Annotated in this window: 19 protein-coding genes; 7 read left to right on the top strand and 12 right to left on the bottom strand. The window is 72.6% G+C overall.

All coding sequences use genetic code 11. From position 1 onward, the window contains the following. From purE to WME89_RS11690, 4 genes are all read right to left on the bottom strand, one after another. Positions 1 to 462, bottom strand: a complete 462-nt coding sequence (gene purE, locus WME89_RS11705) for a 5-(carboxyamino)imidazole ribonucleotide mutase (protein WP_437627996.1) — start codon at positions 460 to 462, stop codon at positions 1 to 3. Positions 463 to 604: 142 nt separating this feature from the next. Further along, entirely contained in the window at positions 605 to 892 is a 288-nt protein-coding gene (locus tag WME89_RS11700) for a TerB family tellurite resistance protein (RefSeq protein ID WP_437309208.1), read from the bottom strand. Between the two features lie 253 nt (positions 893 to 1,145). Further along, positions 1,146 to 2,903, bottom strand: a complete 1,758-nt coding sequence (locus WME89_RS11695; protein ID WP_438009270.1) for a hypothetical protein — start codon at positions 2,901 to 2,903, stop codon at positions 1,146 to 1,148. 24 nt (positions 2,904 to 2,927) lie between these two features. Next, complete coding sequence (locus WME89_RS11690) at positions 2,928 to 5,549, bottom strand: HEAT repeat domain-containing protein (protein ID WP_438009269.1); 2,622 nt, start codon at positions 5,547 to 5,549, stop codon at positions 2,928 to 2,930. A gap of 189 nt (positions 5,550 to 5,738) precedes the next feature. On the opposite strand from WME89_RS11690, the gene WME89_RS11685 reads away from it, so the two are divergent. From WME89_RS11685 to WME89_RS11675, 3 genes are all read left to right on the top strand, one after another. Next, positions 5,739 to 6,740 carry an LLM class flavin-dependent oxidoreductase gene (locus WME89_RS11685; RefSeq protein WP_438009268.1) on the top strand — a complete coding sequence of 334 codons (1,002 nt, stop codon included), beginning with the start codon at positions 5,739 to 5,741 and terminating at the stop codon, positions 6,738 to 6,740. Positions 6,741 to 6,869: 129 nt separating this feature from the next. Further along, positions 6,870 to 7,760, top strand: coding sequence for an AraC family transcriptional regulator (locus tag WME89_RS11680; RefSeq protein ID WP_438009267.1), 891 nt, complete (start codon positions 6,870 to 6,872; stop codon positions 7,758 to 7,760). A 54-nt stretch (positions 7,761 to 7,814) separates the two neighbouring features. Beyond that, positions 7,815 to 8,738: an alpha/beta hydrolase family protein gene (locus WME89_RS11675; RefSeq protein WP_438009266.1), complete on the top strand. Its 924-nt coding sequence runs from the start codon at positions 7,815 to 7,817 to the stop codon at positions 8,736 to 8,738. Positions 8,739 to 8,772: 34 nt separating this feature from the next. Here the strand turns inward: WME89_RS11675 and WME89_RS11670 are convergent, their stop codons facing one another. Next, positions 8,773 to 9,561: an SDR family NAD(P)-dependent oxidoreductase gene (locus WME89_RS11670; RefSeq protein WP_438009265.1), complete on the bottom strand. Its 789-nt coding sequence runs from the start codon at positions 9,559 to 9,561 to the stop codon at positions 8,773 to 8,775. A gap of 188 nt (positions 9,562 to 9,749) precedes the next feature. After that, entirely contained in the window at positions 9,750 to 11,003 is a 1,254-nt protein-coding gene (locus WME89_RS11665; RefSeq protein ID WP_438009264.1) for a PQQ-dependent sugar dehydrogenase, read from the bottom strand. 54 nt (positions 11,004 to 11,057) lie between these two features. Here WME89_RS11665 and WME89_RS11660 point away from each other — a divergent pair, with 54 nt between their 5' ends. Beyond that, complete coding sequence (locus WME89_RS11660) at positions 11,058 to 12,359, top strand: hypothetical protein (RefSeq protein ID WP_438009263.1); 1,302 nt, start codon at positions 11,058 to 11,060, stop codon at positions 12,357 to 12,359. Between the two features lie 348 nt (positions 12,360 to 12,707). After that, on the top strand, positions 12,708 to 14,021 hold the full coding sequence (locus WME89_RS11655) for an inositol-3-phosphate synthase (RefSeq protein ID WP_438009262.1): 1,314 nt from the start codon (positions 12,708 to 12,710) through the stop codon (positions 14,019 to 14,021). Positions 14,022 to 14,070: 49 nt separating this feature from the next. Here the strand turns inward: WME89_RS11655 and WME89_RS11650 are convergent, their stop codons facing one another. From WME89_RS11650 to WME89_RS11630, 5 genes are all read right to left on the bottom strand, one after another. After that, a complete protein-coding gene (locus WME89_RS11650; protein WP_438009261.1) occupies positions 14,071 to 15,075 on the bottom strand; it encodes a Na/Pi cotransporter family protein in 1,005 nt (334 codons plus the stop codon). Positions 15,076 to 15,324: 249 nt separating this feature from the next. Then, positions 15,325 to 17,184 (bottom strand): DUF4215 domain-containing protein, encoded by a 1,860-nt coding sequence (locus tag WME89_RS11645; RefSeq protein WP_438009260.1) that lies wholly within the window; start codon positions 17,182 to 17,184, stop codon positions 15,325 to 15,327. 366 nt (positions 17,185 to 17,550) lie between these two features. Next, positions 17,551 to 18,339, bottom strand: a complete 789-nt coding sequence (locus WME89_RS11640) for a calcium-binding protein (protein WP_438009259.1) — start codon at positions 18,337 to 18,339, stop codon at positions 17,551 to 17,553. A 247-nt stretch (positions 18,340 to 18,586) separates the two neighbouring features. Further along, positions 18,587 to 21,043, bottom strand: coding sequence for a vWA domain-containing protein (locus WME89_RS11635; RefSeq protein ID WP_438009258.1), 2,457 nt, complete (start codon positions 21,041 to 21,043; stop codon positions 18,587 to 18,589). Positions 21,044 to 21,138: 95 nt separating this feature from the next. Then, positions 21,139 to 22,140, bottom strand: coding sequence for a diacylglycerol/lipid kinase family protein (locus WME89_RS11630; protein WP_438009257.1), 1,002 nt, complete (start codon positions 22,138 to 22,140; stop codon positions 21,139 to 21,141). A 606-nt stretch (positions 22,141 to 22,746) separates the two neighbouring features. On the opposite strand from WME89_RS11630, the gene WME89_RS11625 reads away from it, so the two are divergent. Next, positions 22,747 to 23,433, top strand: a complete 687-nt coding sequence (locus WME89_RS11625) for a hypothetical protein (protein WP_437309194.1) — start codon at positions 22,747 to 22,749, stop codon at positions 23,431 to 23,433. Between the two features lie 37 nt (positions 23,434 to 23,470). Here WME89_RS11625 and WME89_RS11620 read toward each other — a convergent pair whose 3' ends face one another. Beyond that, positions 23,471 to 24,985: an ATP-binding protein gene (locus tag WME89_RS11620; protein WP_438009256.1), complete on the bottom strand. Its 1,515-nt coding sequence runs from the start codon at positions 24,983 to 24,985 to the stop codon at positions 23,471 to 23,473. A 99-nt stretch (positions 24,986 to 25,084) separates the two neighbouring features. Between WME89_RS11620 and obgE the strand changes: the two genes are divergently transcribed. Then, complete coding sequence (gene obgE, locus WME89_RS11615) at positions 25,085 to 26,107, top strand: GTPase ObgE (protein WP_438009255.1); 1,023 nt, start codon at positions 25,085 to 25,087, stop codon at positions 26,105 to 26,107. The last annotated feature ends 137 nt before the right edge of the window (positions 26,108 to 26,244 follow it).

Genomic DNA, 26,244 nt, shown 5'->3' with positions numbered 1-26,244 from the left:
CTATACGAGGATCGCGTCGCGGAGCACCGCCGCTTCCTGCGCGCTGCGGAAGGCGGCGAGGCGCTCGCGGAGCTCGGGGTGCTTGCCGGACAGGATCGCCGCGGCGAAGAGGGCGGCGTTCGCCGCGCCGGGCTTGCCGATCGCCATCGTGGCGACGGGGACGCCCTTCGGCATCTGGACGATCGAGAGCAGCGCGTCCATGCCGTTCAGCGCCGTGGCGGGGATGGGCACGCCGATGACCGGCAGCACCGTCTTCGCGGCGACCATGCCGGGCAGGTGCGCGGCGCCGCCGGCGGCGGCGATGATCACCTCGAGCCCGCGCCCCTCGGCCGAGCTCGCGTACTCGAACATCCGGTCCGGCGTGCGGTGCGCCGAGACGACGCGCACCTCGTGCGGGATGCCGAGCTGCGTGAGCAGCTCGCTGGTCACCGCGAGGTGCTCGTAGTCGCTCTTGCCGCCCATGATCACGCCGACCCAGGGCCTCTCGGTCGTGCTCGCTCCCGGTTCCGTGGGGGCCCGGCCCTCGCCTGCCCCTCCCTGCGCCATCGTGCTCATCGTTCCACCGATCCCGCGGTCATCCATCCATCGACTCGTCGCGGCCGTGTCAGCGCGTGAGCTGCTCGAGCAGGCTCAGGCTCTCGCGCTCCTCCTCGCCGATCTCGCCGTCCGACGAGATCATCTCGCGCGCGGCGGCCAGGAAGAGCTGCCGGTGCGCGCGGGGGATCTTCATCGGATCCAGGTCGTCGGCCGCGGGGGGCACGTCGAGCCAGCTGCGCACCTCCTTGGCCTCCTCCTCGTCCAGCTGGAGCCGCAGGATCATCTTGCGCACGAACTCGCGCTCCTGCTCGCGCACCTGGAGGTCGGCCCAGGCGAACGAACAGATGAACCGCATCAGCTGGAGGCGTTCTTGGCGAGAGAGCTTTTCGAGCATGGGAGGGGACTCTAGCCCGGATCAGGCGGCGTTTTGTGTGGAAATCATTGGTCGGCTCGGCGTAAGGAGATCCCGGAGGTTGTTGGTCGCCTGCTCGCGCTCCCGCGCTCGCGCTCCTGCGCCGCTCGCCTTCCGCCTCGCGCGCTCGCACGCCTTCCGCGACTCGCGGGTCTGTGGCTCCGGCGGTCCGCCCGCTGCGCCTGCCCGCCGCGGCTCAGCGGTACGGGCCGGCGACGCGCGGGCCGCGCAGGAGCGCCGCCACGTGCAGCTGCGCGCCGAGCAGGTCGCGCAGGGTCGCGGGGTCCTCGAGCGGCGCCGGCACGGTGACCACGATGGCGTGCGGGGCGATCCGGAGCGCGCGCGCGCGGGCCCGCAGGCGCTTGACCGCCTCGCGCGCGCCGGGCGAGGCGGCGCGCAGCTGCTCCGGGTCGTCCGGATCGAGCGGCGCGTCGAGGGGCGGATCGAGCACCAGCGTGACCTCGGAGCACTCGGGGTGCGGGCCACGCTCGAAGCAGGTGTCGATGTGGAACGTGGCGCCGTCGAGCTGCGCGTCCCGGATGCGCATGCGGCCCACCTCGAGGCGGCCGTGGAGCTCGGCCGCGAAGCGCTCCCAGGCCGGGCGCATGCCGGCCATCGGCGTCGGCGGCGGGATGCGCGCGGAAGCGGCCGTGATCTCGGCCGCCAGCGCGGCGAGGTGCTCGAGGAACGCGCCGAGCCAGGGCTGATCGTGGCCCGGCGTGCGGGACCGGACCGCCACGTGCTCGTCATCGAGCCGGACGTCATCGAAGGCGAGCAGCGCCCGGCGCAGCGGCCCCGCGATCACGGCGCGGACCTGGCCGGGGTCGCGCCCGCGCACGCGGTAGCGGCGGCCGAAGCCCTCGTCGTCCTCGGACGAGAGCGCGAGCAGGAAGCGCTTCACGCCGACGTCCAGGTCGAGCCCCCACGACGGCCAGCGCAGCTCGCCCATGAGCGCGCCGCTCGACGACGAGCCCGCGTCGATCCACACCGACGCCGCGCAGCCGGCGAGCGCGCCCGTGAGGCGCAGCTCCAGCGGGTCGAGCGACAGGCCGTGACGCGCGCCGACAGCGTCCCAGACACCGCGCCACCTCCCCGAGCCGATCTGCCGGCGCATCGAGCCGAGGCCGGGCGGCCTGTCGAAGACGCCGAGGGTGAGCGGCGTCGTGTGGACGATGCCGTCGCCGCGCGCGAGCTCGACGCGCACCTCGAGCCCCCAGACGAGGGCGACCCAGCCGGCGTCGAACGAGGGCGCGACCGAGCGCGGGATCCGGAACCGGAACGGCAGCTCGCGCCCCTCGTCGCGGCTGTCGGCGCGGCGGAAGGCGGTGAACCGGTGCGCCTCGGTCGCGCGGTTCGACGCGCCGGGGTCGGCGCTGAGGAGGCGCTCGACGCCGACGAGCGAGATCTCGATCCCGCGCACGCTGCGGCCCTGCACGTTGCCGAGGGCCACCGCCCCGGAGATCTCGTCGCCCGGCGCGAAGACCTGATCGTCGAGCGAGACCTCGACGAAGGGGCTGTCGCCGCGGGCCGTGGTCCCCGCGACCGGCGCCCGGACGGGGCGCGTGACCGGGCGCGGCGAGACGAGCACCTCGTACGACTCCTGGACGTCGAGCCACCACGGGATCGCGATGGAGAGCGTGATGCCGTAGCGGATCTCGGCGCGCGTGCCGAGGTACGAGCAGGGCGCGTCCGGCGGGAGCGGGAAGCTCGCGCGGTAGCGCTGCTCGCCGTCCGGGAGCGTCGTCTCGCCGGCGACGCGCGCGACGAGCGAGAGGAAATGGGGGGGCACGAGGACGCGCTCCTCGACGCGGGCGACCTGCATGCCCTCGAGGTGGAGCTCGATCGATTCGACCGGCGTCCTGCCGCGGCTGCGGAGCACGAGCTCGACCAGGACGACGTCGCCCGGGTGGACGGTCCTGGACATCCGGAGCTCGATGTCGGGTCGGCTTCGCATGGCGTCCGGCTCAGCGGCGCGGGCTCACTTCACGAGCGGCGCCGGGACGGCGAGGCGCAGCGGCCCGCGGGGGGCGCCGCGCTCGAAGAGCTCGCCGCGACGGTCCGCGACGCCGAGGCGCATGAGCCCGTCCGCGCGCACGAGCGCGAACGGGGCGCGCGGGACGGGCGCGTCGCGGGCCGAGTCGCCGCGGCCGGCGTCGAACGGGACGACGAAGACAACGACGTCCTCGGCGCCGGAGGGGGGCGCCGCGGGGCTCGCGCAGCGCGCCGCGACGGTCGCGTTCCTGTCCTCGCTGGCGCAGCGGGCGAGCGCGCGCCGGTCCAGGTCGGCGCCGCCCTGCGCGAGGTGGTCGGCGGCGGCGAGGCGCACCGCCTCGGCGGGGTCGCGCGCGAGCAGGTCCCTCGCCGCGGCGCCGTCGCAGCGCGCCCGGGCGACGGTGAGGCCCGCGAGCGCGTTGGCGCGCACGTACGGGCGCGCGTCGGACAGCGCCCCGCAGAGCGCCGCGGACGCGCGCGCAGGCAAGCCGGCGCGGCCCGCGATGCGCCCGATCGCGCCCGCCGCGTTGCCCGCCACGGCGGCGTCGGGATCCCTGAGCAGCGGCGGGAGCAGCGGCAGCGCGTCCGCGGCGCCCACCGCGCCCAGCGACCAGATCGCGCTGGCGCGCACGCCCGGATCCGGATCGCCCGCGAGCTTGCGGAGCGCCGCGGCGGCCTCCGGGTGCCCCGCGAGCGCCTCGGCGATCTTGCGGCGGTCGTCGATGGGCGCTGTCGCGGCCATCCGGGCGAGCGCGGCGCCCGCGGCCTGCCCCGGCATGCGGCCGAGCCCCTCGAGCAGCGCGTCGCGCGCGGCGTCCGGCGCGCTCGCGACAGCGGCCGCTACATCGCGGACGAGGTCCGGGCCGCTCGGGTCCTTCGCGTCGCTCGCGTCCGTCGCGCCCGTCGCACTTTCGCCGGCGCGGGAGAGCGCGCCCGAGAGGGCGATGCCGAGCGCGCCCCGGTCCTGCTCGGCGGCGACGGTGAGGCGCTGGAGCAGCGCGCGCGCGCTCCCCGGGCCGGCGACGCGGGAGAGCGACACCGCCGCGCGGAGGCGCACGTCGGCCGACTCGTCGTCGAGCGCCTCGAGCAGCGCGGCGTCGACGGCGGCGCCGAGCTTCCCGGCGGCGCGCGCGGCCCCGAGCGCCTCGATCACCGCGAGGCGGAGCGGGGCGGAGCGCGCCTTCGCGAGCGGCAGCAGGACCGCCTGCGCGCGCGGCGAGCCGGTGCGCCCGAGCAGCTGGACGAGGGAGAGCTTCTCGTCGGGCGGCGTGGCCGGGTCGACCAGCAGGGCGCGCGCGGGGTCGACCGCGCGCCCGTCGGGCCGCGCCGGATCGAGCAGCGCCGTCGCGGTGCGGATCGCCTCGCGGCGGACCGAGGGGTCGGCGTCGCCGAGCAGCTCGAGCACGCTGGGCAGCGCCGCGGGGTCGCCGAGCGCCCCGAGCGCGCGGAGCCCGTGCCGGAGCGGGACGACGCCGCGCTGCATCCCCCGGACGAGCGCGGGGAGCCCTTCCCTCGCCTTGAGCTCACCGAGCACGAGGGCAGCGCCCGCCGCGGTGTTGCCTGACGGCGCGGCCGAGAGCGCGGCGATGAGCGCCGGGATGACCGCCTTCCCGGCGCTGACGAGGGCGTCGCGGACCGCGGACCGCGGCGCCGCGGGGTCGTCCTTCGCGAGCGCCGCGAGCAGCACCTTCACCGCCGCGTCGGAGCCGACGCGGCCGAGCGCCCGGAGCGCCGCCTCCCGCACGTCGTTGCTCGACGCGCTGCTGTCGGCCGGGCGCGCGCCGGCGAACGCGCCCCCGGCCCCCGGCGACGCCGCGACGAGATCGGCGATCGCCGACGTCGCCTCGTCCGAGCGCAGCCGGCCGAGGGCGGTCACCGCCTCGACGCGGACGTCCTGGGACGCGTCCTGCAGGGCGAGGATCAGCGCGCTGACGGCCCTCGCGTCGCCGAGCTCCCCGAGCGCCCGCGACGTGGCCCTGCGGACCTCCGGCACCGAGTCCTGCACCTTGCCGATGAGCGGCACGACGGCGCGCGCGTCGCCGATCCGGCCGAGCGCGCGCGCGACCTCCGCGCGCACCTCGGGCGCCGTGTCGTCGAGGTGGCCGAGCAGCGGCGATACGGCGTCCGGGAGCCCCGCCGCGCCCATCGCGGCCGCGGCGGCGAGGCGGACGTGCGGGTCGGGATCGCCGAGCACCCGCCCGAGCGCGACGACGGAGCGGTCCGTGGGCGCCGCGCGGATCACGTCGCAGGCCGCGAGCCGCAGGCGCGCGTCGCCCTCGCCGAGCCACTCGATCACGAGGTCTCCCGCGCGAGGCATCCGGAAGCGCACGGCCGCGCCCGCGAGGTGCAGGCGCACCTCGACGTCCGGATCGCTCATGCCCTTCTGGATGAGCCCGATCGCCGTCTCCGGGGCGAGCTCGCCGACGCGGGTCGCGGCGAGCCGGCGCTCCGACACGTCGCCCGAGGTGAGCGCGCGCGCGATCTGCTCCGGCACGTTGGGCCAGAGGAAGGCGGCCGCGTCCCCGGGCGGCGCGAGCGCGGCGGCCGAGGCGGCGACGACGAGCAGGACCTGCGGGAGGCGGCGCAGCGGCGATACAGGACGGCGCACGCCCGGAGCGTAGTACAGCGGGCGCGGCCGCGTCATGGCCGTTCCAGGTGGCTCGACCGCCGCGCGCCCGGGCGCCGGGCGGACGCGAGCGCCCCAGAGACGGGCGCCTCCGCCGGCCGCGGCGAGGACCTTTTCCCTGGCGCTCCCGCGACCGTCCCCGGCGTGCAACAGTCGGGCGAGGTGCCTGACATGATCCCCTTCTCCGTTCTCGACCTTTCTCCGATTGTCCAGGGCGGAGACGCCGCCCTGGCCCTGCGCAATACCCTCGACCTGGCGCGGCACGCCGAGCGGCTCGGCTATCACCGTTACTGGCTGGCCGAGCACCACAACATGGGCGGCGTGGCCAGCGCCGCGACCTCGGTCGTGATCGCGCACGTGGCTGGCGGCACCTCGACGATCCGCGTCGGCGCGGGCGGGATCATGCTCCCGAACCACGCGCCCCTCGTGATCGCCGAGCAGTTCGGCACGCTGGCGTCGCTCTTCCCCGGGCGCATCGACCTGGGCCTCGGTCGCGCGCCCGGCTCGGATCAGATCACCGCCCGCGCGCTGCGGCGCAACCTCGCCGGCGACGTGGACGGCTTCCCTCAGGATGTCCTCGAGCTGATGGGCTACTTCCGCCCTGCGGAGCCTGGCCAGCCCGTGCGCGCCGTGCCCGGCGCTGGCCTGGACGTGCCGATCTGGATCCTCGGCTCCAGCCTCTTCGGCGCGCAGCTCGCCGCGGCGCTGGGCCTGCCCTACGCCTTCGCGTCGCACTTCGCGCCGGGCCAGCTGATGCAGGCGATCGCGCTGTACCGCCGGGAGTTCCGCCCCTCGGCGCAGCTCGCGCAGCCCCGCCTGATGCTCGGCTTCAACGTGTTCGCCGCCGACAGCGACGAGGAGGCCCGCCTGCTCTGGAGCTCTCTCCAGCAGGCCTTCATCAACCTGCGCCGCGGCCGGCCGGGGCCCCTGCCGCCGCCGGTCGAGGGCTTCGAGCGCGAGCTGGGCCCGATGGAGCGAGCCGGCCTCGAGCAGGCGCTCTCCTGCTCGGCCGTGGGCTCGCCGGAGACGGTGCGGCGCGGCCTGGAGGCGTTCATCGAGCGCACCCGCGCCGACGAGCTCATGGTGACGTCCCAGATCTTCGACCACGCCGCGCGCGTGCGCTCGTTCGAGATCACGGCGCAGGTGCGCGACGAGCTCGCCCGCGCCGGGTGAGGCGCCTCGTCCGGCCACCTCCGGCGTCGCCGGGCGGCCGGTTGCCCTGAACTTCAGCAATTTCGGTCAGGCACGGCGGGCGGCCGCTCGTTACCCTGCGCCCTGCCTCACGCCGAGGAGGGCACCGCGTTGACCGAAGCCGCCGAGAACGCCTACATCGCCAGGTTCCGCAGGGTGCTCGAGCACATCGACGCGCACCTGGAAGAGGACTTGACGCTCGAGCGGCTGAGCGGCGTCGCCGCGTTCTCGAAGTACCACTTTCAGCGGCAGTTCTCCGAGCTGTTCGGGATGGGCGTCCACGAGTACGTGAAGCTCGTCCGCCTGCGGCGCGCGTCGTACCGGCTCGCCCTGCCGGCGCGGGAGCAGGCCCGGATCATCGATATCGCGATGGCGAGCGGCTACGAGAGCCCCGAAGCGTTCTCTCGCGCCTTCAAGAAGGCCTTCGGGCAGACGCCGTCCGAGTTCCGGGAGCAGCCCCGGTGGGACCCCTGGCACGCGACCCATGAGCGCCTGAGAGAGACAAGGACCCTCCCCATGCAGTCCGTTCATCGCGCCGAGGACGTGAAGATCGTGGAGCTCGAGGCGACGCGCGTCGCCGCCGTCGAGCACCGGGGCGACCCGAAGCGGATCCTTGAATCGGTGCGCAGGCTCATCGCGTGGCGCCAGGAGAACAGGCTCCCGCCGCGGGTGAGCGCGACGTTCAACGTCCTGTACGACAACCCGGCCGAGACCCCGCCGGAGGCCTACCGCGCTGACCTCTGCGCGGCCACCCATCGCCCCGTGCCGGAGAACCCGTTCGGCGTCGTCGAGAAGACGATCCCTGGCGGCCGCTGCGCCGTCCTGCGGCACATCGGGGGCGACGACACGCTCTACGGCGCGGTGAAGTACCTCTACGCGACGTGGCTCCCCGCGAGCGGCGAGGATCTGCGGGATTTCCCGCTCTTTCTGCAGCGGGTGCGCTTCTTCCCCGAGGTCCCCGATCACGAAGCCGTCACCGACATCTTCCTCCCGGTCCAGTAGACGACCGGCTCTCGTGGTTTTCCCTTCCTGAAGACGCCTTCCGGAGAAATGAGCATGAGTCCATTCGTGGGCGCCCGCAGCCTGATCGTGCGGGACGAGAGGAAGAGCCTCTCGTTTCCTGTCTTGATGATGTACCCGACGCACGTCCCCTCCGGCGTCGTCGCGATGGGGCCTTATTCGCTCGAGGTCGCCTGGAATGCCCCCGCTCAGGGGGGGCCTTTCCCCCTCGTGGTGCTCTCGCACGGCGGCGGCGGGACGCCCCTCGCGTACCGAACGCTCGCGTCCCACCTCGCGCAGAGTGGCTATGTCGTCGCGATGCCGGAGCACCCCGGGGACAACCGCAACGATCGCTCCCTGAGCGAGGCGGTCGAGAACCTCGAGAATCGCCCCCGGCACGTCCGGCTGACGATGGATGCGGTCTGCTCCGATGCGGAGCTCGGGCCTCGCCTGCAATGCGACAACGTCGCGATGATCGGGCACTCGATGGGCGGCTACACAGCGCTCGCCGTCGCGGGGGGGCAGCCCTGGACAGGCCCGGGGCAACGGGTCGAGGTCACGAAGGACCCGCGCGTCAAGGCGCTGGTCTTGATGGCCCCCGCGGCGTGCTGGTTCGTCCCCAACGACGCCTTGCAGCACGCCAGCGTGCCCATCCTCTTGCTCGTGGCGGAGCACGACCGCATCGCACCGCGATGGCAAGGGCAGCTCGTCCTCGATCTCGTCCCCGACCGGGCTCGGGTCACCTACAAGATCGTCGAGAACGCGGGCCATTTCTCGTTCCTGAGCCCGTTTCCTCCTCCCCTGCGCACCCCGGGCTTCCTGCCCGCCACCGACCCCCCCGGCTTCGATCGCGAGGCGTTTCAGCGCCAGCTCCAGGAGGACGTGCGCGGCTTTCTCGATGCGTCGCTGCGGTGGAGCGCGTCTCCGTTGCCATGTCCGTCAGGCGGCTCGCCCGTCGCCGATCCAGGGTCGGCCATCTAGCGACGGCGCGCGGCGCAGCCCGGGCCTGCGCGGCTCAGCCCCCTCCCCCGGGAGTCGCGGGCCACACCTGTGCCAGGAAGCCGCCGTCGACCGGGATGTCCTGGCCGGTGATGAACGAGGCTTTATCGCTCAGGAGGAAGGCGACGAGCGTGGCGACCTCCTCGGGCGCGCCGACGCGGTTCATGGCGTGCAGCGACGCGGCGAAGGCGGCGCCCGCGGGCGTCTCGAGGCGCCAGCCCGCGGTGGCCATCTCCGACGTGACGATGCCTGGGCTCACCGAGTTGACGCGGATGCCCTTTTGCGCGTACTCGACGGCGGCGCCGCGCGTGAGCGCGATGAGGCCCGCCTTGGAGGCGCCGTACAGCGTGACCCCGAGCGCGGCGCGCGATGCGCCCACCGAGGCGCAGTTGACGATGGATCCGCCGCCGCCCGAGAGCATCGCCTTGATCTCGTACTTCATGCACCAGAAGGCGCCGCGGAGGTTCGTCTCCATGAGCGCGTCGTAGTCTTCGTTGGTCATCTCGGCGAGCGGCCCCATCGCGCCGAATCCGGCGTTGTTGAAGGCGCCGTCGAGCCGGCCGTAGGTGGAGCGCGCCGCGTCCACGAGCGCCACGACGTCGCGCTCGACCCGCATGTCGGCCGTCACCCAGGTGATCTCCCCGCCGCGGCGCTTGATCTCCTCGACCAGCGCGCGCCCCTGCGCCTCGCGCCGCGCGCTGGCGACCACGCTGGCGCCCTCGGCCGCGAGCGCAGCCGCCGCTGCCCTGCCGATACCCGAGCTCGCGCCCGTGACGATGATGACCTTGCCGTCCAGGATTCCCATAGACACATCTCCATTCAAGAGGGGACCATCCGAGTACACCGGGCCCGCGCGCGCGTCGTCGGCAGTCTTCGTCGCCTGCCGACCGACGAGGTCTGGCTACTGGCGCGCCGCTCTGTCTCGAAGCAGTCGGAAGTGGCCTACCGCCTGTCCAACGCCGGAGCCGACTCGCCCCTGGCAACGCCCGCGCCTCACCCCGGGTCGATCCGGTAGACCCGCCCCGTGTTGAACATCACCACGTAGATCTCCCCGGCGGCGTCCTCGCCGAAGGACGCCGGGAGGCCGTTCGGGCTCAAGGCGGAGGTGAGCTCGGCGCGGTCGGTCGCGGCCTTGCCGTCCCATACGAAGGAGAAGAAGCGGCCTGTCACGTAATCGGCGTAGACGTAGCGGCCGCGCAGGCACGGGATCTTCGCCCCGCGGTAGACATAGCCGCCGACGATCGAGCCCGCCTCGCTGCGCGGGTGCTCGACCGCGGGCGGGACGCCGCGCGGCTTGCACGCGGAGCCCGGAGGATAGCAGTGGGTGCCCTCCATCGCCTCCCAGCCGTAATCGTTCCTGCCCTGGCCGGGGCGCTCCACCAGGATCTCCTCCCAGCTCTTCTGGCCGACGTCACCGATGTAGAGGTCCCCGGTGAGCCGGTCGAAGCTGAACCGCCACGGGTTCCGGAGGCCGTAGTCCCAGATCATCGAATCGCCGCTCGTCATGTTGCCCGCCGGCGACCGCGACGGCTCATCGACGTTGATGCGGAGGATCTTGCCGAGCTTCGAGGTGAGGTCGGCCGCGGGGCTCGGCGATCGCGCGGAGTCGCCGATCGCGGCGTAGAGGTAGCCGTCCTTGCCGAAGGCCAGCATGCCGCCGACGTGGTTCCAGGCGCCGTGCTTCACGTCGACGAGGGAGCGGACCGGCTCGGGGTGGGCAGCGTCGCCGCCCTGCGCCGCGCGCTTCCACTCGTCGATCACGACATTGCCGCGCGGGGCCGACGAGTAATGGAGCCAGAAGCGCCCGTTCTTCGCGTAGTCCGGGTGGAAGGCGAGCCCGAGCAGGCCGCCCTCCGCGTTCGGCGCCGGGAAGAAGACGCGCGAGCGGAGGTCGAGGAAGGGCGCCGGCTGGACGGCGCCGTCCTTGATGAGCCGGATGATCCCAGGCTTCTCGAGCACCACGAGGCGCGCCGGATCGCCCGGCGGCGCGGCGACGTACGTCGGCTGGTCGAGCCCGCTCGCGATGAGGGTGAGCTTCAGCGGCGGAACGCCGCCGCCGCACGTCGCCGGGCGAGCGAGCTCCGCGGCGCTCGCCGGCGGGGTCGCAGGCGCGCCCTCCGCCGCAGGTGCGCCTTCCGGCGCGGCGGGCGCCGCGCCGGCCTTCGCCGGCGGGGCCCCGTTCCCTGCCGCGGCCGGTGCGATGGCGCTGCCCTCGCGAGGCCCCTCGGGCGGCCCGGCGACCTGCACACGCTTGTCGCACGCGGCTACACTGCCCGCGAGCAGGAGGCAGCAGGCGGCCCGATGGAACGCGCACGCTCTCGTCACGCAGGCAGCGCGCCCGACGGCGCGCCGGGGGCTCGGTCTCTCGATCAAGCGGTCACCTCCACCTCTTCCTCCATCACGAGCGGCCGGCTCTGGCAAGCCGCCACCGCGTCGCTGCTGCTCGCGACCGGCGCCGGCGCGGGCTGCAGCGCGAAGGAGACGCCCCGGACCGAGCCCCTCCCGGCGCCGGACCGGCTCGCCGCCGCCGCCGTCCCTTCCGCGCGCCGCGCCCCCCCGGACGAGCGGGCCGGCGCTGGCCCGCCCGCGGTCGCCCGGGATCTGCCGCCGTGCAAGGAGGGCGACGAAGATCCTCCCGATCTCCGCTGCACGGGCCTCTACGGCGACTTCGGCGCGCGCACGATCGCGGCGGGGGTCCGCGAGTTCAAGCCGGCGTTCGAGCTCTGGAGCGACGGCGCCGAGAAGACGCGCTGGATCTACCTCCCTCCGGGCTCGACCATCGATGTCTCCCGGATGAACGACTGGAGCTTCCCCGTCGGCACCAGGCTGTGGAAGGAGTTCCGGATGCCCGTCGCCGGCGCGAGCCGCCGCCTCGAGACGAGGCTCCTCTGGAAGACCGCGGAGGATCGCTGGACGCGCGCCACCTACGTCTGGTCCGAGGACGGCGCCACCGCGCTGCAGGTGAAATCCGGCGTCCCCCGCGTGCCGGGCGTGGAAGGCTACGCGATCCCGGCGCAGGTCGACTGCATCCGCTGCCACGCAGGCAAGACGGACAACCCGCTCGGCTTCGAGGCCGTCCAGCTCGCCGCGCCGGAGGCCAGCGGCCTGACCTACGCCGAGCTGGTCCAGCGCGGCCTCCTCTCGACGACCTCCGGCGCCGCGCTCCCCGGCGCGGCCGCCCTCGCGGTGCCCGGGAGCGCCACCGAGCGGAGCGCCCTCGGCCTGCTCCACGCCAACTGCGGCGTCTCGTGCCATCACCCGCTCGGCGTCGCGACGCATTTCGAGATGCGCCTCGACATCGATGCTGCCGGTCAGGTGGGCGACGTGCGCGGCACGCGCGTCTACCAGACGGCGATCAACCAGCCAGCGAAGCTCCGCCCGCCGGGGGCGCCGCCGGAGGCGCGCTATTACCGGATAAGGCCTCTCGATCCGGATCGCAGCACGGTGGTCCGCGCCATGTCCCGGCGCGACGCGCCCGGCGCGCCGCCCGAGCAGATGCCGCCGCTCGCGACCCACCGCGTCGACGAGGCCTCCGTCGCCGCGGTCCGCGCCTGGATCGCCGCGATGACCCCCGCCGCCGGCTACCCGCCCGCCGCGCCCTGACGGCCAGCTCGCCGGCCCGCGACGACGACGGACACCGACGGACGATCCCGCGCGAGCGCCCACCCGCCGCTGCAAAGCCCCTGTCGCGCCCTGCGCCTGCCGCCCTACCGCTGCCGTCCGAGGCGCCGGGCTGAAGGGCGCGCTGGAAGCCGGCGAAGGGCGCGCGCGGGAAACGCCCTCGCGCGCGCGCCGCGACGTGGTGATCGCGCGCGCCGGGCTTCATGCTCCCGGCGATCGCAGCGCCGCGCGGCCGCGGCCGGCGTCGCGCGCGCCGGGCGCACGGCACCGGCGGACGCCCCGCCCTTGCCCGACGAGCGCCCACGACCACGGCCGGGGGGAACACTTCACGTGAAGCAGCCGAAAGAGATCAAGAAGGCGGACGGCAAGCTCGGGGTCCTGCTGCCGGGGCTCGGCGCCGTCTCGACGACGACCATCGCGGGCGCCCTGCTCGCGCGGCGTGGGCTCGCCGCGCCGATCGGTTCGCTCACGCAGCTCGGCACGATCCGGCTCGGCCGGCGGACCGAGGGGCGCGCGCCCAGGATCAAGGATTTCCTGCCGCTCGCGGCGCTCGATCAGCTCGTGTTCGGCGCGTGGGACATCTTCCCTGACAACGCCTACGAGTCGGCGCGGCACGCGGACGTGCTCGAGCGCCGCCACCTCGATGCCGTCCGCGAGGAGCTCGAGCGCATCCGGCCGATGACCGGGGTGTTCTACCCGCAGTACGTGCGGCGCCTCCACGGCAACCACGTGAAGAAGGGCGCGAGCAAGGCGGACATGGTCGAGCAGGTCCGGGAGGATCTCCGCGCCTTCCTCCGCGACAGCGGCGCGGCCCGCGCCGTCGCCGTCTGGTGCGGCTCGACCGAGGTGTACATCGCGCCCGCGGAGGTCCACGCGTCGGTCGCGCGCTTCGAGGCGGGGCTCGCCGAGGACCACCCGGCGATCTCGAGCTCCCAGATCTACGCCTGGGCCTGCCTGAAGGAGCGCATCCCGTTCGCGAACGGCGCCCCGAACCTGACCGTCGATTTCCCTGCCGCCTGGGAGCTCGCGCGCAAGCAGGAGGTGCCCATCGCCGGCAAGGACTTCAAGACCGGCCAGACCCTGATGAAGACGGTGATCGCCCCCGGGCTCAAGGCGAGGATGCTCGGCGTCACCGGGTGGTTCTCGACGAACATCCTCGGCAACCGCGACGGCGAGGTGCTCGACGACCCGGAGTCGTTCAAGTCCAAGGAGGTCTCCAAGCTCGGCGTGCTCGAGCACATCCTCCAGCCGCACGCCCACGGCGAGCTCTATGGCAAGCTCTTCCACAAGGTGCGGATCGAGTATTACCCTCCTCGGGGCGACGCCAAGGAGGGGTGGGACAACATCGATCTCGTCGGGTGGCTCGGCTACCCGATGCAGATGAAGATCAACTTCCTCTGCCGCGACTCGATCCTGGCTGCGCCCATCGTGCTCGACCTGGCGCTCCTGCTCGACCTCGCGCAGCGCGCCGGGCTGCGCGGCACGCAGGAGTGGCTGAGCTTCTACTGGAAGAGCCCGATGACGGCGCCGGACCTGTACCCCGAGCACGACCTCTTCATCCAGTCGATGAAGCTCAAGAACACCATGCGCTGGCTCATGGGGGAGGACCTGATCACCCACCTGGGCAACGAGTACTACGACTGATCGCGAGGAGGGCGAGGACGAAGAGAAGCGAAGCGCCCGGGCGGCGGCGCTACGTGTCGCTCAACCTCAACGCCGCTGCGCCGCCCGGCGCCTCCCGCCGCGGCCGATCGGGGATGAGCCGCTCGAGGAGCCGGGCGATCCACGGCGTGAACGGCAGGAAGAGCAGCGCTCCGGCCGTGTTGAAGAGGATGTGCGCGTTGGCGATCTGCCGGCCGACGTCGCCGGAGGTCGCCTCGACGAGCCGGCCCAGGAGCCCGATCAGCGGGAGCCCGAGGGCCACGGTGATCACGTTGAGCAGCAGCTGGAACATCCCCGTGCGCAGCGCCGCCCGCTCCCGGCCGATCGACGCGACCATCACGTCCGCGCACGTGCCGACCTCGGCCCCGAGCATGATGGCGATCCCGGCCCCGAGCGGCATGATCCCCTCCTTCGCCATCTTGACCGCGATCCCGACCGTGGCCGACGAGGACTGGATGATCGCCGTGATCGCTGCCCCGACGACCACGCCGCTCGCCGACGACTGCCCGACCAGCCAGTCGCGCAGAGGCCGGTAGTCCCCGAGCGGCTTCATCGTGTCGCCGATGAAGTTCAGGCTGAAGAAGACGAGCCCGAGGCTCAGGGCCACGCCGCCATACCCCTTCCACCGCTCCCCTCGGCCGAGCACGTGGAGGAGGAAGCCCGCGAGGAGCAGCGCGGGGGCGTAGTACTTCATCGCATCGAACGCGTAGATCTGGCTGCTCACCGTCGTGCCGATGTTCGACCCGAGGATCACCCCCAGCGCCTGCGGGAAGGAGATCTGTCCCGCTCGAACGAGGCTGATCACGATGATGATCGTCGCCGACGAGGAGTCGAGCAGCGTCGTGGCCACGAGGCCGACGAGCAGCCCCAGCAGCCGGTTGTCGGTCGCCGCGGCGATCGACCGCTTCATCCGCTCGCCGGCCACTTCCTGCAGGCTTTGACCCAGGTGTCTCAGCCCGAACAGGAACAGGGCCAGCCCGGCGAGGACGCTGGGCACGAGCTCATCCCAGGGCGGTGCGGTGGAATCGGAAGGCATCGATGCGTCCTCTTGGTCGGGAGAAATGAGCAACGGACCCTCGTGAAGCGTGTCGGACGCGAGAGACGCTCCGGTGAAGGGGCGATGAAGCTGGCGATGATCTCGCTGCGGATCCCGGAGGTTTCACCGGGTACAGGGAGGGAGATCCCTTAACGGGATCGTGGCCTGACGGACGGCTCGGCGATCATGAGGTGGCCGGAGCGCGCCGGAGCGCTGACCGGGGTGGGACGCCGGCGACGGCGCTGGCGCTCAGGGCTCGAACGACACGTCGAGCGTGTACGGGCCGGCGTCGCTCAGGAGCCAGAAGCCATCGACGAAGATGAACAGGGGAACGCCGCCGGTCACCTCGAGCTCGAGCACCTCGTCGACGCCGCCGGAGTGGCTATCCTCGCACGCGAGCTCGGAGGTCGCGTCCAGGCAGCTCGACCGCACGAAGATGGCCTGATCGGTGTCGGACGACAGCACCAGCGTGAGCGTGCCGTCGGCCGGTGGCGTGAACCAGTACACGTCCTCGCGCGTGTCCGGCAGGAGGCAGCCGCCCTTGAAGGAAGCGGTGCCGGTCTGCGTGTCGCCCGTGTTCACGCCGAGGACCGCCTCCCGCGCGCCCTCGCAGATCGCGGAGCAGTCGCTGGCGCAGCCGTTGGTCTCGTCGACCTGGTTGCACTGCTCGGGCCGGGTGAGGACGCCGTCGCCGCAGACGGCTTGCGTGAACGCGGAGCGCAGGGTGTACGGCCCCTCGTCGCCCGGCACAAACGCGTCGACGACGAGGCTCACCGACTCGCCGGCGCTCAGGGGAACCTCGAGCAACTCGGGGACCCAGGCCTCGGAGCTGTCGGCGCAGGCGAGCTCGGAGTCGGGGTCCGCGCACGCGGAGCGCGCGTAGACCCCGTGGTCGGTGTCCGACTCGAGCACGACCGAGAGCGTGCCCGACTGCCCCTCGGGCGGCGTGAACAGGTACACGTCCTCGCGGCCTTCGCCCGTGCCTTCGCCCAGGCCTTCGCCCAGGCAAACGCCCTCGAACGCGTTTGTGCCGACCGAGGTGTCGCCCGAGACCTCCGGCAGCAGGGGCAGCGCGGCCGCGCAGGCCGCCGTGGCGAGCGCGGCGCAGGCTTCCTCGCAATCGTCGTCGCGGCAGTCGACGGCCGCGTCGTCGTCGTTGTCCTCGGCGTCGTCGCAGGTCGCCTCGTAGATCCTGCACTGGCCGGTGCTCACGTTGCACCTGCCGCGCGCCGGGCACTGCGCGTCCTCGGTGCACGCGGGCCGGCAGCTCAGCGTCCCGTCCGCGGCGGGGAGGCACGCGTAGCCGGGGCGGCAGTCGCTCGCCGTGGCGCACGCCCCGTAGCAGAGGTGCCCGTTGCCGACAGAATCGATGCAGACACCATCGCCGGGGCAGGTGCCGCCGGTGTGCTCGCACGAGCTGATGCAATATCCGCCGGGCCATCCGTCGAGGGTTTCCCGGTTGCAGAAGCTTCCTGCGCACTCGGCGTCCTCGGTGCAGGCCGCGCCGTCGGGCAGGTCGGTACTTCCGCCCGCGCCCCCGGCGCCGCCTGTGCCAGCTGCGCCCCCTGTGCCGCCCGCGCCTCCTGAAGCATCGAGGCCGCCAGAGCCACCAGCACCGCCAACGCCAGCGGCGCCGCCCGCGCCACCAACGCCAGCGGCGCCGCCCGCGCCACCAACGCCAGCGGCGCCGCCTGCGCCACCAACGCCAGCGGCGCCGCCCGCGCCAGCTGCGCCGCCTGCGCCCCCCGTACCGTCTGAGCCGCCCGTGCCACTGGCGCCGCCGACGCCCGCTGCGCCACCTGCGCCGCCTGCGCCACCTGTGCCGCCTGCGCCACCTGTGCCGCCTGCGCCACCGGCAGCCCCTGAGCCGCCCGTGCCGCCTGAGCCGCCAGCACCTCCAGTGCCGCCTACGCCCCCTGTGCCGCCAGCACCGCCGTCGCCGCCCTGGCCCCCGCCCCCGGTCGAACCCGTGCCGCCAGCGCCGCCCTGCCCTCCCCCGGTCGCGCCAGCGCCGCCATCGCCACCGATGCCGCCGGCGCCGCCGGATCCCGTGCTCGTGGCGTCCTCATCGTCTCCGCACGCCGCGGCGCTCACTGTCAGCCCCAGCATGAGAAGGCACGTCGTCCATCGTCGATTCATCCGTCGCTCCAGGGAAAAGGGGGGCTCGATTGCCGAGGACGCCGAATGGCTGCCCAGCCGCGCGGCGCCATATTCGGTGCAATAGCGTCTCGTGTGAACCCCCCACGAGCGCCATTTCCGAGCTCCGTCGGAGCTTTGCGCGGCGCCCGGCGCGGCGACGATGAGCGCCCACGCCCGCGAAAAGCGCCGGCGCGGCTGGGTTGATCGGAATCCGTGACGGCAGTGTCACGTCGTGCTCGGAGACAGCGCCCGCCGCGTCCTGTCGCGACGAAAGCGCGCCACCTCTACCAGGCAGGTGGACGTCGAATTGCGCGGGATCGCCCCCGGGCGGCGGCGTCACTGCCAGCGCAGGTGGACGTCGATGACCGCGCCGGTCCGCGTCGTGGCGCCGTCCGCGAACGTGAACGCGGCGCGCTCGACCTCGCAGTTGCCGCGCCCGTCGCAGCGCCGCTCGCGCCCGTACGAGAGCTCGATCGCCACGAGCCCGCGCGACGCGAGCGGCTCGAGCTCGCCCGCGCTCGAGGCGCGGTTCGCGTCGCGGTCGCTCCACAGCACGAGCCGCGACCACGCCTCGTCCCGCGCCGTGATCCGGCCGTCGCCGTCGGTGTCGAGCTCGCGCAGCGCGGTGAACCCGTTGTCCGCGCGGGCGCCGCTCGACAGCACCGTGGCCGAGCCGAACAGCTCCTCGCCGCCGTCGATCGCGCCATTACCGTTTCGATCGAAAGCGAGCCACGGTGTCGCCGCGGTGGGCCAGTCGGTGGCGACCGTGGCCCCGAGGCCGCTCAGATCGAAAGCGCCCGTCATCGCGGTCAGGTACTCGACCGGCCGCTGGTCGAACGAGAGCACGAGCGGCGTGCTGACGGCGCTGCCGCTCGCCTGGCACCCGGTCCAGGTCGCCACCCCCTCGATGTCCTCGCACTGCTCGAAGCCCTCCGTCCCGTTGGTGGTGCAGTTCCGGGACTCGCCGATCTCACACGCCGCCTCGTCCTCCTCGCCTTCGAGCGCGCTCTCGTCGCTCCCCTCGCCATCGGTGGAGGTCACCTTGCTGACGCACCCGACACCGAGCGACGCGGCCGCGAGGAGGAGCGACAGGGAGAGAGACCCCACGGAACCAGAACGGATCATCGAGAATGGCTTGTTCATGGCACAGCTCTGGAGCAAGCCATGCGCCAGCCCCGCTCCGCCTGTGCCGATCGTCAGTTTCCCCTGCAATTCGTGGGGATAATGAGCTCCCCGCTCCCAGGTTTGCCAGGGTGTGCCGGATCGGAAGGGAGCGTATTGTGCCAGAATGGTCACCCCTCGATCTGCGGCGCATCCGCGCGGGGTGGGCCAGCTGGCGCGCGGGGTGGGCCAGCTGGCGCGGGAGCGCGGCTCAGGGCGCCAGCAGGTCGTAGCGCTCGATCAGCCCCTTGTACTCGTCGAACAGGGGAGCGCTGTACCTCGGCGGGTACGTGTCCAGGATCGCGCCGACCTCGGGCGCTGTCATCCTCCCGCCGATGCGCTGGTTGAGCAGGAAGATGGCCTCCGCGGCCCGGAGGTTCTGCTCGTGCCGGCCCAGGAGGTCGCTCACGGTCGCCTCGATCTCCTCGGAGCGCGGCTCGCGGGTCACCGGGTCCTTGTAGGAGATCGTGAGCGTGAATCGCTCGTCGCTCAACGAGGCCGCGGCGGGCGCCCTGAACATCTCGTAGAAATATTGCCTGGTATTGAACGAGAAGTTCGTGGGCTGGACGTCCTCCGGGTCGGTGGACGACTCCTCGCTGGCGGTGGCCGCGCGCGCCAGCAAGCGCGGGTAGCTGAGCTTGAAGCGGACATCCCGGGCGGCCACCGCCAGCAGCGCCATGAACCGCTGATCGAAGGCGCGCGCCGCGTCGGCCATCGTCACGAGCGAGAAATAGGCCCCCTTGCCCTCGTCGGTGAGCACGTTGAGGAACTGCTCGTTGAAGTCCTCGCCGACCCCGAGCCCGGAGAAGTAGATCCCCTCGTCATCGCCGATCACGACGTTGTCCGCGATCAAGCCCGGATCGACCTCACCCACGTTGGCGTAGGCGTCGGTGAGGATCACGATCCGGTTCATCTTGCTCGGATCGTGGTGCCGCCGGGCGACCTGGTACGCGAGCGAGATGCCCTCGGCGAGCGCCGTGGCCCCGGTGGGCACCACGCTGTCGATCGCGCGGCGCACCTCGGCGACGTTGGACCTCGCGGGCTCGATCACGGAGCCTTCCAGCTCGATCTGCGCCGTCGAGTTGAAGCTGACGATGTTGACCAGATCGCCCGGCTTGAGCGCCCTGAGGAGCCCCTGCAACCCGTGCTTGACCATGTCCATCCTGTTGACGTTCGTGCCGTCGACGGACACGGCCGACTCCAACATGGATCCGGAGTTGTCGATGAGCAGCGTCAGCGCCATGTTGCTGCGCTGCTGCTTGCCGAGGAAGGGCGCGGCAACGTAGGCCCCGAGCAGGAGCTCGCTCTGCCTGGCGTCGCTCGCCGAGGTCCGCTGCAGCAGCCCCATGGACACATCGAACAGACCCAGGTTGTGCGGGCACGACGGCGCGAAGCGCTCGTAGCTCAGGAACTCCCATGGCCGCGACAGGCTCGGCGACGGGATCTCGCCCTCGCGCAGCCTGTGCTTGACGAGCTCCACGGCGGCGGTGCTGGCCGAGTCGTCGTAGGTGAAATAGAAGAACGGGTCCCTCCCGGAGGCGAGCTCTCCCTGCGCCTCATCGAGCTCGCTCTCTTCTTCCTCTTCCTCCTCCTCTTCTTCTTCCTCCTCCTCACCCCAGAGGGAGCACACGGCGTCGGGGGTGACGACGATCTGGCGCTCGACCTGCTTCCCGCGCGCCGTGACGCGCAGGGTCGCGGTCCCGACCTGGTCCGAGGTGATCGCGAGCGCTTCCACGAACCCGTCGCCATCCGTGATCAGCTCCGCGCTCACGCTCGCGGGATCCGTGGAGGTCACCACGTCGTCCGCCGTTATCCAGAGACGTTCCCCGTCCGGAGAGAGGAACTTGATGGGTATCTGGTCGGAGCAATCCGGAGGCACCTCGAGAGGTCCCGGGGCGATATCGATGGTTCCGATCGGCTGCGGCGACACGGTGACGACGATCTCGTCCCGGGCGCTGCCGGCCGCCACGGTCACGGTGGCCGTCCCCGCGCCGCGCGCGGTGACGTGGATCCGGCCGTCGCCGAGCGCAGGCGACTGCCGGGACGCGGGGACCACAAGGGGATCGCTGGAGGTCACCTCGACGCTGGGCGCGTGGAGCAACATCCCTTGCCGGTGATAGAAGAACGCCGCCACCGAGCCCCGCTGCCCTTCCTTGAGCGCGAGGCTCTTCGTCGGCAGCGACACGGTCGAGGCCACATCGTCGAGCACGGTCACGCGGATGTCGCGGCGCTCTCCGCCGCGCGACACCGAGATCGTCGCCGTGCCCGGGGAGCCGGCGATCACACCGAGGTAGGCCACGCGGTCGAGCTCCTCGTTCATCACGAGCGACCCGCTCGCGACCGCGGCGCTCGACGTGGTGAGGCCGACCTCGTCCGGCAGCACGGCGAGCGGCCTGTCCTGGTCGTCGAAGAAGCCGAGCCGCAGGCTCTCGCGGCTCCCGGCGACGGTCACGAGGTCGGTCGTGGCCACGCTGATGCCCGGCAGATCCGCGGCGGGCTCCGCCGGCTCGGGCTCGGGCGCCGCCTCGTCCTGCTCGTACCCGATCGAGCTCGAGCACTCGTCGCCTGCGCTCCCCGAGCCGTCGCGCTCGGTGATGAGGGTGCAGGCCGAGGAGAGCGCGGACAGGACGATCGCACATCCGATCGCAGAGAATGCGTCACGGTACATCGACACCTCCCGAGGGGGTTGGGACCGATCAAGCGGCAGTCCCCCCGGCATGCAATGAGATGGCGGGCCGGCTCGGGTTGCAAGCCAGGCGGGCGCTACCCCCGCGGCGGCGCGTAGAAATCCACGATCCGTATCGGCTCGGTCAGCCGCACCCGGACGCGCGAGCGCTCCCCGCGGACGTCGCCGCCGATCTGGAAGCTCGTCGCCGGGTCCATCTCGATCGTGACCTCGTCGACGAAATAGTCGAAGACCGTCTCCAGATCGTCGAACTCCCCGTTCCAGATGCTGGAGAAGTTCCGCACGAACGTGAGCGGCGAGATCATCGACACGCGCAGCTGCATCCGGTCCTGGCGGTCGTCCGCGTAGGGGAACATCCGGAAGCCGAAGCCGTAATACGGGATCGTCGACAGCGCCGCGATCTTCGCCGGCCCCTCGTAGATGACGCCGCCCTTCTTGATGGGCGCCCCGAAGATCGTCCCCTTCTCGCCGACGCGGATCGCGTCGTTGCCCTCGTTGATGATGCGGCAGTGCGGCGTGCGCCGCACCAGGTAGCTCGGGATGGTCCGCGTCGTCGCGGCGACGGCGTACGCCACCGGCCCCGGCGCGAGCCGCTTCAGCGGACCCCGCCCGAGCGCCGCCTTCACCGCGTTGTAGTCGCGGAGCATCACCGCATCGATCCCGAAGCCGCAGAACGGCGACAGGATGTCCTCGGCCTCGACCAGCCGCAGCTTCCGGCTGCCGGCCTCGGCGCGCAGCCGCTGGAGGTCCACCGCGAGCCCGGGCTTCGCGCCCGCGCCCGCGGACGCGCCGAGCACCCACGCCAGCGAGTTGCCCGTCCCGAGGCGCAGCAGCCCGAACCGCGGCAGCGGCAGCCCGCGCCGCTTCGCCTCGTTCACCACCGCCGTCACCACGACCGTGAACGTCCCGTCGCCGCCGCCGGTGAGGATCGTGCCGTAGCCCCGGTCGACCAGGATCCGCGCGATGCCCTCGCTCTCCTCCACCCGCCGCGAGACGAACAGGTCCCCCGTGTCAAGGATCTGGTCGAGCGTCTCGATCACCTCTGCCGTCACGCTCTTGGCGTTGCCGTTCACAACCACGGCAATCCGGCTGCTCGCCAGGCCTCGAGGGATCTCGCTCGCACGACGCGGCGCATCAGCGGCTGCGGCCTGGGGTACGTCATTGGGGCCGCGGCCGTCGGTCGGAGAGGTCATGGACCGCGATCTACCACGACCCACCCCTGCGCTTGGAGCGCGCGGGCCCCCCGTGCGCCTGGAGCGCGCGGGCCAGAGAAGAGGCAGATGATGCGATGCGCGCGCTGGCGCTCGAGCCCGGCGCACGCGGGCCCGGGGGCGGCGCGGGACCGTGGCGTCGGGCCGTCAGCCCCCCGGCCCCGCGCGCTCCAGGCGCAGGGGTGGGCAAACGTGACCAGCGCACCGCCCGCCTGACGACCCGCTTTTCGAGAGACCCCTTGGCGTGCGATGCTCGCCGGTTTTGGCTCTCGGGCCGATCTTGAGTCATGCTGGCATCGGGAAAGCGAGAGCCTCCCCGAAACTTAGTGGACGGGGTGGCCGATTTTTTGGTAAGGCGACGACCTGTCGAGCCAATTGGGCTTGACAGCCGTGCGGGTCTTTCCCCCGCGCGGGCGGCGCGCGCTTGAGGCGAAGGGCCGCGACGATCTCGTACCCAGCGGGGGACGCAGCGACATGCCGAAGATCACAAAGCAGGGCAGCTCCGAGAAGGCGACGGGCACGAAGAAGAAGTCCTCTTCGAGCGCCAAGGGGGGCGCAGAAGCTCAGCTTGCGAAACCCGTGAACCCGGTAATCAAGGAAGACTCGAAATCTTCGTCGAGCGCTTCCAAGCGTAAGCTCGGTCTCCGTGGCGCCGCGCCCTGGGCTGCCCGGCACGCCGCGAAGCACGCCGCCGAGGCCCGGGCTCGGGCCGCCGAGCCGGCGCCCCCCGGCAGCGCTCGGGCGACGATCCGCGTGCCGAGCGGCGCCGAGGAGATCAAGGCGAAGATCGCCGAGCTCCACAACCAGACCCAGAAGATCCGCACCCTGCGCAAGCGCCTCGACAAGGGGTTCTTCGATATCGGGGTGGTGCTCGCCGAGATCCAGCAGCAGGAGCTGTATCAGGCGAAGGGGTACGGCTCGTTCGAGGCGTTCCTCGAGCGCGAGATCGACCTGGGCAAGCAGACCTCGCTGCGCCTCATCAAGGTCGCCCACGTCTTCCAGCGTGAGGTGGCCCTTGATTACGGCATGGACCGGCTCTTCGTGGCGCTCGCCGCCCTCGAGGGCGACGCCGCGCCGAAGCCGGCCCCCTCGGCGATCCCGTCGGCCCCTGGCTCCAAGCCCCCGCTGCCGCTGAAGCCCCCGATGCGCATCGTGGGCTGAGCGGCGCTCGCCCGCTTCCCTATCCTCCCGACCTCCGTCAGATCCCGGCGCCGCGGGGCGGGGACGAGGTCGGGGAGCGCGGGACGGACTCGGGGGTGAAACGGGGGAGACGCACGCGAACCGTCGTCCCCCTCTCCGCATGCGTGTCGACATCCACTCGGCCGGCGTGCTGATCCACAATCTTCCGCACAATCGCAAGGCCGAGCCCGGTGCCCGCCGCCTTCGTGGTGAAGAACGGGTCGAAAATCTCGGCCAAGATCGTCGGCGCAATCCCCGGACCCGTGTCCCCGATCGAGAGCCACACCTCGGTCGCATCCCCCGACGCACACGCACGCAACGTCCCACCTTCGGGCATTACGTCCAAGGCGTTCACGACGAGGTTCAGGACCACCTGCTTGAGCTTCTCCACGTCGCCGAGCGCGAAGCAGTCGTCCGAGAGGTCGCGGACGACCTCGACGCTGTGGCTCGCGAGCGCCTCCTCTTCGAGATCGAGCACGTCGCGAACGACGCGGGCCAGGTCGACAGGCTCGCGGTGGGGCGCGCGCGGGCGGGCGAGCTCGAGGAACTCGCCGAGGAGCCGGCCCAGGCGGGCGATCTCCGCCTCGACGATGCTGACGCGCCGCTTCATGGGCTCGCGGATCGCCTCGTCGGAGAGGCGATCGATGCCGCGGCTGAGCAGGTGCAGCTCCAGGACCGCGGCGTTCAGGGGGTTCCTGATCTCGTGGGCGAGCCCGAGGGCGAGCGGGGCCATGGCGTTCAGCGCCTCGGCGTCGGCGGCGCGGCGCTCGAGGGCGCGCCGCTCGGTCACGTCGATGCCGATGCCGTACACGAGGTCGGTCCTGCCACCGCGCCCGCCGCTGCGGACGCCGGACAGGTGCCAGCGCACCCGGCGAATCGCGCCCACCGCGTCGCGGACGCCGACCTCGACCTCGGCCGCGGCGTCGCCGTCGACCACGCCCACGAACGACTGGTTGAACCGGCGCTGGTCGGGCTCGTCGACGAGCGTCTCGCAGAACGGCATGCCGATCGCAGGGTCGCCGGCCACGCCGGTCAGCGCCGAGAGGCGCGGGTTGAAGAGGGCGACGCTGCCGTCGGCGTTCAGGCCCAGGATGAGCACGTCGGCCGCGTCCACGATCGCCCGGTACCGCCGCTCGAGCTCCGCCCGCTCCCTCTTCAGCGAGATCTTCTCGATCGCCTGGGCCACCGTGGAGATGAGCTCCTCGGGGCGGAACGACTTGAGGATGAAGGCGAAGGCGCCGGCGCGGAGCGCGGCCATCGCCGTGTCGACGGTCGCGAAGCCGGTCACGAGGACGATCTCGCCGTGGGGGGAGGCGGCGCGGAGGGGGGCGATCAGCTCGAGGCCGCTCGCGTCCGGGAGCTTGACGTCGACGACCGCGACGTCGAAGCCGTCGCGGCGGGCGGCCGCGAGCCCCTGCTTGCCGTTCTGCGCGAGGGCGACCTCCACGTCGAGCTCGCGCGCCCCCTCGAGGACCTCGCGCAGATTTCCGGCCAGGCTCGTGTTGTCGTCCACGATCAGGATTCGAGCGCGCACCTGGGATCTCCTGGTCGAGCGGTCCGGCGGGCGACCCGAAGCGCGGGACCGCCTTCCGCTTTGAGGTGTTTCCTGAGTTTTATGCTATGAGCCGCCACCATGCGGTTTGTCGATCGGTGCCGTCTCAAGGTCATCGCCGGGGATGGCGGCAATGGAGCGATCGCATTCCGGCGCGAGAAGTACATCCCGTTCGGCGGCCCCGCGGGCGGCGACGGCGGCCGCGGCGGGGACGTCGTCTTCCTGGGCGACGAAGGCCTGTCCACGCTACTCGACTTCACGTACGCGCGCACGCTCGAGGCCGACCGCGGCGAGCACGGGATGGGGAGCGACTGCCACGGGCGCGCCGGCGCCGACCGGGTCGAGAAGATCCCCGTGGGCACGCAGATCTTCGATGCGGAGAGCGGCGAGATGATCGCCGACGTGACCGCGCACGGCCAGCGGATCGTGGTCGCCAGCGGCGGCAAGGGGGGCCGCGGCAACCTGCACTTCAAGTCGCCGCACGACCGGGCGCCCCGGCGCGCGGAGCCGGGCGAGCCGGGGGAGGTCCGCGAGCTCCGGCTCGAGCTGAAGATCCTCGCCGACGTCGGCCTGCTCGGCTTCCCCAACGCCGGCAAGAGCACGTTCGTCGCCGCCGTCTCCGCGGCCCGGCCGAAGATCGGCGACTACCCGTTCACGACGCTCACCCCGACCCTCGGCATGGTCGAGGTCGGGGGCGGAGGCCGGTCCGGCGGGTCGAGCTTCGTCATCGCGGACATCCCGGGGCTCATCCCCGGCGCGAGCGAGGGGGTCGGGCTCGGCATCCAGTTCCTGAAACACGTGGAGCGGACGCGGGCGCTCCTCCACCTCGTGACGCTCGATCCCGGCGAGGGCCGCGAGCCGCTCGCCGACTACCGGGCGCTCCGCAAGGAGCTCAAGAAGTTCAGCCCGGCGATCGCGGAGCGCCCCGAGATCGTCGCCCTGACCAAGGCCGACCTGACCGACGTGCGCGAGGCCTACCCGAAGCTCAAGGCGCGGTTCGCGAAGGCGAAGGTGAAGCTCCACCTCGTCAGCGCCGCGACGGGCGAAGGGGTCCCCGAGCTCATCAATGAGCTCGCGGCGCTCGTGCGCAAGCGCGAGGACTGACCGCCGCCGCCGCCGCCGGGGGGCGGCGTCCTCTTCTCGACTGCCGCGCTCGCTCGCTCGTCGTGTGTCGACGCGCCGGCGTGTGAAGGTGCCAGTCCGTTTTCAGGCGAGCATCGCGGCCCGGACCGGCGACGCAG

The sequence above is a fragment of the Sorangium sp. So ce321 genome (assembly GCF_051530195.1).
In the GTDB taxonomy this organism is placed as follows: domain Bacteria; phylum Myxococcota_A; class Polyangia; order Polyangiales; family Polyangiaceae; genus Sorangium.
This window is presented reverse-complemented; position numbering and strand designations above follow the sequence as displayed.

Bases quoted from the DNA above. Each gene is read 5' to 3' on its own strand.
- purE (WP_437627996.1), bottom strand. From the start codon at position 462: ATGGGCGGCAAGAGCGACTACGAGCACCTCGCGGTGACCAGCGAGCTG.
- WME89_RS11700 (WP_437309208.1), bottom strand. From the start codon at position 892: ATGCGGTTCATCTGTTCGTTCGCCTGGGCCGACCTCCAGGTGCGCGAG.
- WME89_RS11695 (WP_438009270.1), bottom strand. From the start codon at position 2,903: ATGCGAAGCCGACCCGACATCGAGCTCCGGATGTCCAGGACCGTCCAC.
- WME89_RS11685 (WP_438009268.1), top strand. From the start codon at position 5,739: ATGATCCCCTTCTCCGTTCTCGACCTTTCTCCGATTGTCCAGGGCGGA.
- WME89_RS11675 (WP_438009266.1), top strand. From the start codon at position 7,815: ATGAGTCCATTCGTGGGCGCCCGCAGCCTGATCGTGCGGGACGAGAGG.
- WME89_RS11670 (WP_438009265.1), bottom strand. From the start codon at position 9,561: ATGGGAATCCTGGACGGCAAGGTCATCATCGTCACGGGCGCGAGCTCG.
- WME89_RS11660 (WP_438009263.1), top strand. From the start codon at position 11,058: ATGGAACGCGCACGCTCTCGTCACGCAGGCAGCGCGCCCGACGGCGCG.
- WME89_RS11650 (WP_438009261.1), bottom strand. From the start codon at position 15,075: ATGCCTTCCGATTCCACCGCACCGCCCTGGGATGAGCTCGTGCCCAGC.
- WME89_RS11645 (WP_438009260.1), bottom strand. From the start codon at position 17,184: ATGCTGGGGCTGACAGTGAGCGCCGCGGCGTGCGGAGACGATGAGGAC.
- WME89_RS11640 (WP_438009259.1), bottom strand. From the start codon at position 18,339: ATGATCCGTTCTGGTTCCGTGGGGTCTCTCTCCCTGTCGCTCCTCCTC.
- WME89_RS11635 (WP_438009258.1), bottom strand. From the start codon at position 21,043: ATGTACCGTGACGCATTCTCTGCGATCGGATGTGCGATCGTCCTGTCC.
- WME89_RS11625 (WP_437309194.1), top strand. From the start codon at position 22,747: ATGCCGAAGATCACAAAGCAGGGCAGCTCCGAGAAGGCGACGGGCACG.
- obgE (WP_438009255.1), top strand. From the start codon at position 25,085: ATGCGGTTTGTCGATCGGTGCCGTCTCAAGGTCATCGCCGGGGATGGC.